Annotated in this window: 9 protein-coding genes; 7 read left to right on the plus strand and 2 right to left on the minus strand. The window is 43.5% G+C overall.

Annotation, left to right across the window (positions count from 1 at the left end; all coding sequences use genetic code 11):
* Positions 1-359: 359 nt before the first annotated feature.
* The 4 genes from BMZ06_RS08430 to BMZ06_RS08445 all read left to right on the plus strand — a co-directional run bounded on the left by BMZ06_RS08430 (position 360) and on the right by BMZ06_RS08445 (position 4,669).
* Positions 360-2,555 carry an ATP-dependent helicase gene (locus BMZ06_RS08430; RefSeq protein WP_089751616.1) on the plus strand — a complete coding sequence of 732 codons (2,196 nt, stop codon included), beginning with the start codon at positions 360-362 and terminating at the stop codon, positions 2,553-2,555.
* 138 nt (positions 2,556-2,693) lie between these two features.
* Entirely contained in the window at positions 2,694-3,062 is a 369-nt protein-coding gene (locus tag BMZ06_RS08435; RefSeq protein WP_089751617.1) for a hypothetical protein, read from the plus strand.
* Positions 3,063-3,341: 279 nt separating this feature from the next.
* Positions 3,342-4,106 carry a DnaD domain protein gene (locus BMZ06_RS08440; protein WP_089751618.1) on the plus strand — a complete coding sequence of 255 codons (765 nt, stop codon included), beginning with the start codon at positions 3,342-3,344 and terminating at the stop codon, positions 4,104-4,106.
* A gap of 74 nt (positions 4,107-4,180) precedes the next feature.
* Complete coding sequence (locus BMZ06_RS08445) at positions 4,181-4,669, plus strand: divergent PAP2 family protein (RefSeq protein ID WP_089751619.1); 489 nt, start codon at positions 4,181-4,183, stop codon at positions 4,667-4,669.
* Between the two features lie 135 nt (positions 4,670-4,804).
* Here the strand turns inward: BMZ06_RS08445 and BMZ06_RS08450 are convergent, their stop codons facing one another.
* Positions 4,805-5,584, minus strand: a complete 780-nt coding sequence (locus BMZ06_RS08450; RefSeq protein WP_089751620.1) for a DUF5995 family protein — start codon at positions 5,582-5,584, stop codon at positions 4,805-4,807.
* Positions 5,585-5,825: 241 nt separating this feature from the next.
* Between BMZ06_RS08450 and BMZ06_RS08455 the strand changes: the two genes are divergently transcribed.
* The 3 genes from BMZ06_RS08455 to BMZ06_RS08465 all read left to right on the plus strand — a co-directional run bounded on the left by BMZ06_RS08455 (position 5,826) and on the right by BMZ06_RS08465 (position 8,833).
* Positions 5,826-6,665 carry an Nmad3 family putative nucleotide modification protein gene (locus BMZ06_RS08455; protein WP_089751621.1) on the plus strand — a complete coding sequence of 280 codons (840 nt, stop codon included), beginning with the start codon at positions 5,826-5,828 and terminating at the stop codon, positions 6,663-6,665.
* Between the two features lie 23 nt (positions 6,666-6,688).
* Positions 6,689-7,300 (plus strand): class I SAM-dependent methyltransferase, encoded by a 612-nt coding sequence (locus tag BMZ06_RS08460; RefSeq protein WP_175477833.1) that lies wholly within the window; start codon positions 6,689-6,691, stop codon positions 7,298-7,300.
* 144 nt (positions 7,301-7,444) lie between these two features.
* A complete protein-coding gene (locus BMZ06_RS08465) occupies positions 7,445-8,833 on the plus strand; it encodes an MFS transporter (RefSeq protein WP_089751623.1) in 1,389 nt (462 codons plus the stop codon).
* A gap of 46 nt (positions 8,834-8,879) precedes the next feature.
* Here BMZ06_RS08465 and BMZ06_RS08470 read toward each other — a convergent pair whose 3' ends face one another.
* The gene (locus tag BMZ06_RS08470; protein WP_089751624.1) at positions 8,880-9,446 is read right to left on the minus strand and encodes a LysM peptidoglycan-binding domain-containing protein; all 567 of its coding nucleotides are present in this window, start codon (positions 9,444-9,446) and stop codon (positions 8,880-8,882) included.
* Positions 9,447-9,643 lie beyond the last annotated feature (197 nt).

Consider the following 9,643-nt stretch of genomic DNA (forward strand, 5'->3'; position numbering starts at 1 on the left):
CAATTGAAGTAGCTGACGGCGCAATTGAAGTAGCTGACGACCCAATCGAAGTAACTCATGACGCAATTATGCCGTTGCAAAGGGAAACTACTCTATTTCAGCAGGCTACGCCCCGATTCCGCTCGAAGCATGATCCAATCCGCTAAACGGTGGCGAAGGTGAAATAGTTATCGTAGTCTTTTTTCATTAAATTTCACCCTTCTGAGGTGGAATCGAACTCCTATAAGAGATATAATGTGAAAAGGATATTGGGTGCGGGAGTACTCAATCGGTTGATATGAATAGATGGAAGAAGGGCATCTACCCCTTCTTCCATCTATTTTTCTTTGTAAGTAAGGAGAGGAAGGAGGGACGTACCGATGACGAGGAATTTCTTTGCATTCATGGAAGAAACCACGGGCGTCCGTTTAAATGACGTGCAGAGACAAGCTGTTTTACACACAGATGGACCGCTGCTTCTGCTTGCGTCTCCGGGATCAGGGAAAACGACCACACTTAATATGAAAATTGGTTATCTTTTACTTGAGAAAAAGGTGAGAGCGGACAGAATTATGGCCATTACATTCAGTAAGGCGTCCGCACGGGATATGTCGGAACGTTTCGATCGGTTCTTTTCCGGCTTAACGAATGAAAAAGTCCATTTTTCAACGATTCACAGCTTCGCCTTCCAGGTGGTTCGGGAGTATCTGCGTAAGAAAAACCAGGATTTCCAGCTGATTGAAGGGCAGGTTCCGCAGGACGAATGGAAAAAAGGCTGGGACGGTCCAGAGGTACCCCTGCATAAGAAATTTATTTTGAAAAAAATATATGAGGATACGAATGGCACGCAAATGACGGATGACGAGATGGACGAACTGATGACCTATATCAGCTTTGTGAAAAACCGGATGGCTTCTGGGAAGGAATTGGACAAAATTACCTGCACCGTTAAAAATGCGGTTTCCATCTATCAAGCCTATGAACGATTCAAGAAAAATCATTCGACGCAGCTTTTGCTGGATTTTGATGATATGCTGACGTATTGCTATCAGTATTTATTAGATGATGCCGCCATTTTGGCTAAATATCAGAAGAAATTTGAGTATCTTCTGACCGATGAGAGTCAGGATAATTCTGTCGTTCAGCATGAAATTGTGAAGCTGTTATCCCAGCCGCAAAACAATCTTTGTGTGGTAGCTGATGATGACCAGTCCATCTTTATGTGGCGTGGGTCAGATGTGACGAAGCTGCTGCAGTTCGAGAAGGAGTACCCTGGGGCCACGGTGATGACGATGTCGCAGAATTACCGCTCCTCACAGGAGATCGTGAAAGCTTCCAATCAATTCATCAAGCGTAACCAGAACCGCTACCCAAAGGAAATGTTTACGGATAATTCATCCGATCAGCCGGTCGCTATCAAGACGATGCATCATTATGAGGATCAGTTGAAGTACGTGACGGAGGAGATAAAGAAAAGTGGAGTCAGCGAGGAAGTCGCTGTACTCTACCGTAATAACGCTTCTGCGGTGCCACTTGCGGATAAGCTGGATAAGGCAGGAGTCCACTTTTATATGAAAGATATTGATCCGAAGTTTTTCAAACACTGGATCGTTGAAGATATGCTGAATTTCATGCGCTTTTCTTATAATGATCGCAGGATTGATATCCTCGAAAGAATTCATATGAAATTTAACGCCTATATATCGAAGCGGCAGATCGCCTACTTGAAGAAGATGCCGATCGAAACGTCTATTTTTGATACGCTGCTTGAAATTGAACTGCCTTCCTATCAGAAGAAGGCCATTCCAAAAGCACAGAAGCTGTTCCAATCCATCAACCAAATGTCGCCGGATCAAGCCATTCGAACGATCCGTGAAAAGCTCGGTTATGACCACGCGATCAAAAAAATGTGCGAGAAATTCGGCTTTAACTCGGAACATCTTTTCGGCATAATTGATACCTTGGAAAAGATTGCGGAAGGACTCGAGACGTTAAAAGACTTCGCCGATCGTTTGAAGGAACTGGAGCATCTAGTCCAAACGTCGAAATTCAACAAGAATAAAAGCAATTTGACGCTCACCACTTTTCATAGTGCTAAAGGTTTAGAGTATGACAAGGTTTATATGATCGACCTCATTAATGGAATCGTTCCGTCCCAGAATGATATGGAGCGTTACCGTAACAAAGAGTACGGTCCTATGGAAGAAGCGGTACGTCTGTTTTATGTGGGGATGACACGGGCCCGGACGAACCTGGAACTCCTGACCTACCACTATAAAGGCAGTGAGCGTGTGACAGAATCGATATTTGTTACGAATGTGAAAAAGATAGTTCAGCCTGCGGGCGAAACCCCCTCCTCTAAAAAGAGTAAGTATGCCGCCTCTGATTTATCGGATGAAAGTCTGGTCCAGCTCGATGATATTGACCTTGGGCTAGAGGTTATTCACAGTAAGTTTGGCCCTGGTGTGATTAAAGAGTACGGCGGAGATCAAATCGGGATTCAGTTTGAAACGGGTGGTTACAAGGAACTGCTTTTAGAGGTTTGTTTGAGAAACGGTCTGCTTAAGAAGCTGTAAAAGTGAGGCGGTTATACAAGGCAGAGAGTCTGCCTGAAGAGAGAGGAACTTTTTAAAAAGTGCAGTCTCCATAAACTAATCATTCCTTTTCCCCTTCATTCTTCATAGGATATAAAAAGTGGATGAGAGGGGAGCTACATGTCTCAAAGAGCTCAACGAGGAAATAACCTTCTTTTTAAGACAGAACCAGCCGGGCAGACGATTGAACCAGGGAAAACGGTAGTGGTCACAGGAACGCATGCTGATGGAATTCACGTTCAGCCTTTTTACACGATCCGGGTCGTTGCGGGAAACCGGATTGTTTCAGAAGGGTCTGTAACTCTTAAACTGATTACAAAAATTGATCAGATTAACTTTTTAGTGTTGGATATACTTATCCTTGATCCAGGTGAACAGCTTACTCGAACTTATCATGCCCCTGGTCTCGATTTGGTCATGAAAGCAGAGGTGCCGGATGAGTCCGGGGTGAATGCGATTGATGTGGCTGTATTTGGCTTCAGATTTTAAGATTTTCTATCTAAATCCATGGGAAGCTGTTCTAATTAGGCGGAGCAGCTTCCTTCATTATATATCTTTGTACGAGTACTCCTAGTTTAGTAAACTTAAGATTAATAAGGGGGAAAGGAAACTATACATGCCTACATACAACAAATTAGTTAGGGTGGGCGCCATGATAAAAAGTACCTCTGTCTAAAAAAAATTTAAAGAATATGAGACCGAAATGCTTCTCCAAATCGATAATAGATATGGAGGAGTTTTTTATAGAAAAAGAAAGAGGCGGTACTCATGAATTATTTAAGAGAATTGAATGGATTCTTTGATCAGATTGAACTGGATGGATTGTCAGCGTCAGCGGTAGGATTGTGGTACACGATGATGCAGTTTGCTAATAAATCAGGATGGCGTGAGGAATTCTCGGTCCCTGCATCTGCTCTTCGTCTGAAGTCAGGATTGAAAGAAACAGCATTTAAGCGGGCAAGGAAAGAGCTGGTTGATAAGGGTTATATTGAACACCGGTCCGTTGATCGCAACCATGCCCCTTTTTACAAAATGATTTCGCGTGAAAGAAAAGAAGGCAAGGAGAGCATGAGCGGAGGAGCGAACCAGGGAGCGAGCGCAGAAGTGAACCAGAAAGCCCAAGGAACCGCCCACTTTGGTGACCACCCAGACGACCTAGAATCAGCCCCTTTATATAAAAGAAAAGAAAAAAGAGAAAACCATGTACTAGTAGATGATGCGGCACCGCTTCATTTCTATGAACAAAACTTTCAAAATCTCACCCCCTATACGATAGAAAGTATTTCACGATGGTGCGCTGTTCTATCTGAGGATCTGGTCATAGAGTCGATGAAAATGGCATTGATGCAGAATAAAATATTTTTTAAATACTGTGAGGGCATCTTGAAGAAGTGGGAACGGCTCGGTGTGAAGTCTGTGGAAGAAGTGCGTAAGCATGAAGAGGATTGGCGGTTAAAGAGAAAAGGAACCCACGAATTGGAAAAGTATGGATCGTCATTCTTGGAAGAAGACAGCCCTATGGAAAGAATTTAATGAATCACCGAATAAAACACGATATTTAGGGTAATGAAATAAGTAGAATGATTGTAAAGTAAAGGGTGAACGACATGGAGAAGATGAACCGAGGAATACTAACCGCATTATCCGCCATTGGGATTGCCCAGGCACTTAAGATTGTAACTCACAAAAGATTGACAGGTAAGTGGGATGTGAAACAGGTGGCGACAACCGGAGGCATGCCGAGTTCCCATTCGGCAGGAGTTGCCGCGTTAACGACCTACATAGCAGCTAATAAAGGATCCCGCCACACTGAAACAGCGCTGGCGACCGTTTTTGGTGTCATTGTCATGTACGACGCGCAGGGCATCCGCCGTCATACGGGAGAGATCGCTAAACTGGTTAATGACTTAGAGGATAATTTCGCTGAAATTGCTCTCGACTTTCCGAGCTTTGAGTTTGTAGAGCGGGAGAAAGAGTTGAAGGAACTATTAGGCCACCAGCCGGTTGAAGTGCTCGGCGGGGCTATTTTTGGTTCTGCGCTTGGTTTTATGTCAGCCAAGTTTGAAAATAGAGAGAAGAAAGTAAAAGAATCTTAAATTCGAATACGGACATGAGGAAGACTTAAAATAGCAGACTTGAAGCAAGGGCTGCTATTTTTATTTTTAGAATAAATTCATTTGAACGTTTCTACTTAGATGAAAGCGTTGGGGCGTTCAGCTTCCTTTTCAAACTTAGAACCAATGATACTTACGCATAAAAGGTGCCAGGCTTTTAACGAAGCGGTATTTTGAAAATGGTGAGTTAGCAATTTGAAGTCCGATGCGGTAGGCTTCTTCATCAATTCGTTCTTGTTGCTCCTTGAACTCTGCTTCACTTGAGACGTCCAGAAGCAGCTCGACATTATACCACACGTTTGTACGGAAGTTAGCCATAAAAAAAGAAGATAACGTTTCATCGTTGCGTCCCATAAGAACATCTATCCAACGAAGCAAGCTGGCATAGTGTTTCGTTAGTTCATCTTGAACGATGTCCACCAGATCACCTAATACATCGTTTATACGTTCATGATCCCGCCGCCTGTGGAGCATACGACGAGCATTGGGCCAAGTTTGATCCTCATCAAGAATTTTATGTAAGACCATGGGGAGGTCGCGGTTGATGTGGGCGTTGATGCCGAGCAGGGCATCTTGCAGTACGAAACTCTGTTTTTCTTCAGCTACTTGAAAAGCAAGCTTCCACGCGGGTGCGCAATGAGTATCTGCTTCATAGGCATTGACGGCATTAAAATAATAGTGGGCAAAACGAACAAGAACGCGTTCCATCCAAACACGGTCTTCAAAGAAACCAGATTCAAGACGCATCTGCATTTCCTGTGTCATTAATAAATAAACATGCTGAAATACAGCCCGGTAGTCACTGCTGCGTTGAAGAATATGGAGGTGCTCTGCCATTAATTCAATCGACTCTTCCAAGGACTCTGCCTGTTTTTCAGGCGTGCTTATAGATTTCATTCCAACAGCCTCCCTCGAAGGTTAATAGGTACTTATGAAAAATAATGAGTTAAGCAGCTATGAGGAAAATGAATTAAATGACGTTATAAGTTATTAGGATAAGAATTGTGGAGTATTTTTGCCGGAGAAAAATTACGTTTCAATTTGTAATTATGTTTAGTATAACACCTAATCTTACTAGGTTTAATGGAAATCCTATAACGTTGAAAAGTTTGACTGAATGATGATAGGGGCGATGCTTGTGGTAAGAAAAGTCATCCTAAGCAGAAAAGGTTTTGATAGCAGTACGGGCGGTAAGCCCAGTCCAATTTATAAAGACAGCCTCCTGCCTTTTCACATTCCAAGGGCAGATACAGGAATATTTTATAAAGACCTTAATGCAGTGGGCAGCGAGAGCTATCTGGACATCATGAAAGATTTAGGAATTAACCAGTTTTCTGAGACACATCTTGATCCTGATTTGGAGTCCACTATGATGAAGAATCGCTCCGAGGAATGGCGCGGCCTGTTTGGCCAAAGTGGTATATCTCAGGGCACTCTGCATAACCGTGATGTTGGTCCGGGAGATCTATTTCTTTTTTTCGGATGGTTTAAAGAAGTGGAAAAAGTAAACGGGAAGTATCGCTACGTGCCAGACGCACCGGACCTTCATGTGATCTTTGGTTACCTGGAGGTGGACGAGGTCTGGGATGTGAATGCAGATCAGGTACCATCCTGGGCAGAATATCATCCTCATATCAAGGAAAAAGAAGATAATCAAAGTAAACGTAATTGTATCTACGCAGCGACTTCTGACTTTTCTACGAACCCGGGTCAAAGAGGCTGGGGAACGTTCGGTTATGAGAAAAGTTTGGTACTGACCGAAGAAGGGGCGAAAAACCGCACCCAGTGGAAACTGCCTTCCTGTTTCAAGGATGAACAACCGCAGTTCACCCATAATATTAAAGTATGGAATGAAGGACCTGACGGGATTGAAATGCAGACTTCTGGCAGGGGCGACCAGGAGATGTATGTTAGCAGTAATCGTAGTGTCTTGAAATGGGCGGAGCGTTTAATTGCAGAAGGAAAAGTGTTTTCTTGAGACTCAAAGAAGGGAGTAGGATTATGGACATTAATCGCCAGATCAAACTCTTTGAAAAGCAAGCCGAAAAGTATGCTAAACGCGCAAGAAAACAAACCGCGGACCATAAATGGCGGAGAAAGTTACTGCACTCAGCCAGAGGAAATATCCTAGAAATATCGGTAGGAGCAGGAACGAATTTTCAATACTATCCTGAAGATGCTGAGGTAACCGCGGTGGATTTCAGTCCGACTATGATCGAACAGGCCAAAGGAGCAGCGGCTGAACAAACTTTGAAGGTGGATTTTATGGTTGAAAATGTTGAGGAGCTCGACTTACCTTCCCGTTCTTTTGATACGGTCGTATCCACCTTGTCGATGTGCTCCTATCCTAATCCTGAAAAGGTGCTAGAGAAGCTCGGAACGTTATGTAAGGAAGAGGGGCAGATCCTTCTGCTGGAACACGGCGTGAGTACAAACCGCCTGGTTTCCAGTCTTCAACATTTGATGGATCCATTGGTGAAAAAGCGTATTGGGTGCCACGTGAACAGAGATATGTTGAAGTTGTTTGACGAATCACCATTGGAAATAAAGCGGGTGGAAAGCTCACTTCTTAATTCCATTCATCTCGTGTGGGCACGACCTTCGGAGTCTTGAAGATTGGAAAGAGGAAAGTCTTTCGTAGGGAAAATAGTAACCAATTGTAAAAGTTTAAAATCTCGGTACATTATCTTTGCAATCTCCCCTCTTATTCGTTAGGATTCATTTCGAGATGCGAAATAAAAAGGGGGGGGCATTAGAATGGAGAAGCAACACGAATCGTCTGTACCTAACCCGACGAGACTATTAGTCTCATTATGTGCAGTTCTTATGCTTTCCGTGATGAACGGAACGATGTTTAATATTGCTGTGCCGGATATAGCGAAGACGTATCAGCTGATGCCTTCAGAAGTAAGCTGGGTCATGACCGGCTACATTATGGTATATGCGGTGGGTGCACTAACGTATGGAAAGCTCGCGGACTTTTATCCCTTCCGTACCTTAATCACGGTTGGCCTGACAATTTTTGCAGCGGGATCGTTATTTGGTTTCTTTGCTCAGAATTATGGGATGGTCCTTGTGGCCCGCGTCATTCAAGCCGTAGGGGGAGCGATGATTCCTGCGCTTGTATTTTTAGCACCCATTCGTTACTTTCCTAAAACAAGAGGAAAAGTACTGGGTATTGTATCCTCTGTTATGGCCTTTGCCTCAGGCATAGGGCCGATTGCAGGCGGGTTTATAGCCGGATTCCTGGATTGGCGCTACTTATTTTTGACGTCAGCATTAATTATTGTCACACTGCCTTTTCTTAGAAAAAACCTACCGCAGGAAGAGACGAATAAAGGCTACATTGATTATATAGGAGCGGCTTTGATTGCTGGATTCATTTCCACATTGCTGCTCGGGATTACACTCGGAATCCCATGGATCTTCGGGCTAACCGGTCTGTTTTTCTTGTTAAACTTATGGAGAATGAAAGCCATCGAAGAACCATTTATTCCTCCGCATTTATTTAAAAATATCAAATACAGATCTACCATTATTACAAGTTTTCTAAGTATTACCTGCTTATTCGGCATGATGTTCATGCTGCCGATCATGTTCCGGGATACGTACCAACTGGGCACGATGGCCATTGGGCTCGTCCTCTTCCCAGGAGCTTTGAGTGCTGCGCTTATGGGGCAAAAAGGCGGAAATCTGGTAGATACTAAAGGGAATACCTTTGTACTTTACCTTGCGATGACACTGCTGGCTTCAGGATTCTTCCTACTTTCCATGATTGTAGGAGCTAATCAGTATATCGTAAGTGCAACAATTATCGTTGCCTATATGAGCTTTCCACTTGTTCAGGCCTCGTCCGCTGATATTCTTGCCAATCTGCTCGATAAAAAAGAAACCGGAGTAGGTATGGGTGTATTCAATCTGCTGAACTTTGTGTCTGGTGCGTTAAGCGGAGCCGTCATCGGTAAAACACTGGACCTCTTCGACCCTGCCCGACCTCTCAATTGGCTCGGTTTCAATGGAGATACGGCGATTTACAGTAACATTTTCTTAGGTTTTTCCATAATTATTCTATTATCGCTGGGGCAATTCTATTTATTTTACAATCAAAAATCCTTGGGCTTAAAGAAAGCAGCATCTGACTACTAATAGAAAATCCCCCGGCACGCTTAGAGGTGACGGGGGATTGTTTTGTTTATTTGACTCTGACTTCTGATCCAATCTGGAGGTTGCGTGCATCAATGCCAGGGTTTAAGCCATATAAGTCATCAACCGTTACACCAGCGTGAAGATTCGCGATACTTGTCAGTGTACTTCCTGGGCGTACGGTGTGAAATTCTTTACTGTAGCCATCGCTGCGGCTGACTCTTACTTCCTGGCCGGGCTGTAAATTACGAGGTTCAATGTCAGGGTTCAAATCATATAAGTCTTTCAGTGTGACACCCGCATGCAAATTTGCGATGCTCGTCAGGGTACTGCCTGGGGTCACAGTGTGGAAGACTTCATTTGGCATGTCATCTTCTGCAGCCTCCCCTGTTTGGAAGGTGATTTCAGAACCTACTTGAATGTTATGCGCATCTATACCGGGGTTCCATTCGTATAAATCGTTCACCGAAACATCCTCATACTGCTGGGCAATGCTCCAAAGCGTATCTCCTTTATCAAAAGTAACAGTGGTCTTCTCAGCCGAAACACTGCCAGCGCCAAAGCCGAAGGTCATTCCTAAAGCTAATACCGGTGCAAGATATTTTGTTTTTTTCATACATTACCCCTCCTTTAGAGTTATGAAATGGCTTACATTATATGTGTTTCGGATTTACACGTCATTTAAACGTAAAATTTTTGTAATAATGGAATTTTTTATTTTGATATTTATTTTGAAAAACTAGTTATTAATTGCGGAAAATTACTGTCTTATTGCTGGCGGTGCGTAGTGGAGCCCGGAACAATTGACGAGGA

Source organism: Halobacillus alkaliphilus, assembly GCF_900113125.1.
Taxonomy (GTDB): domain Bacteria; phylum Bacillota; class Bacilli; order Bacillales; family Halobacillaceae; genus Halobacillus; species Halobacillus alkaliphilus.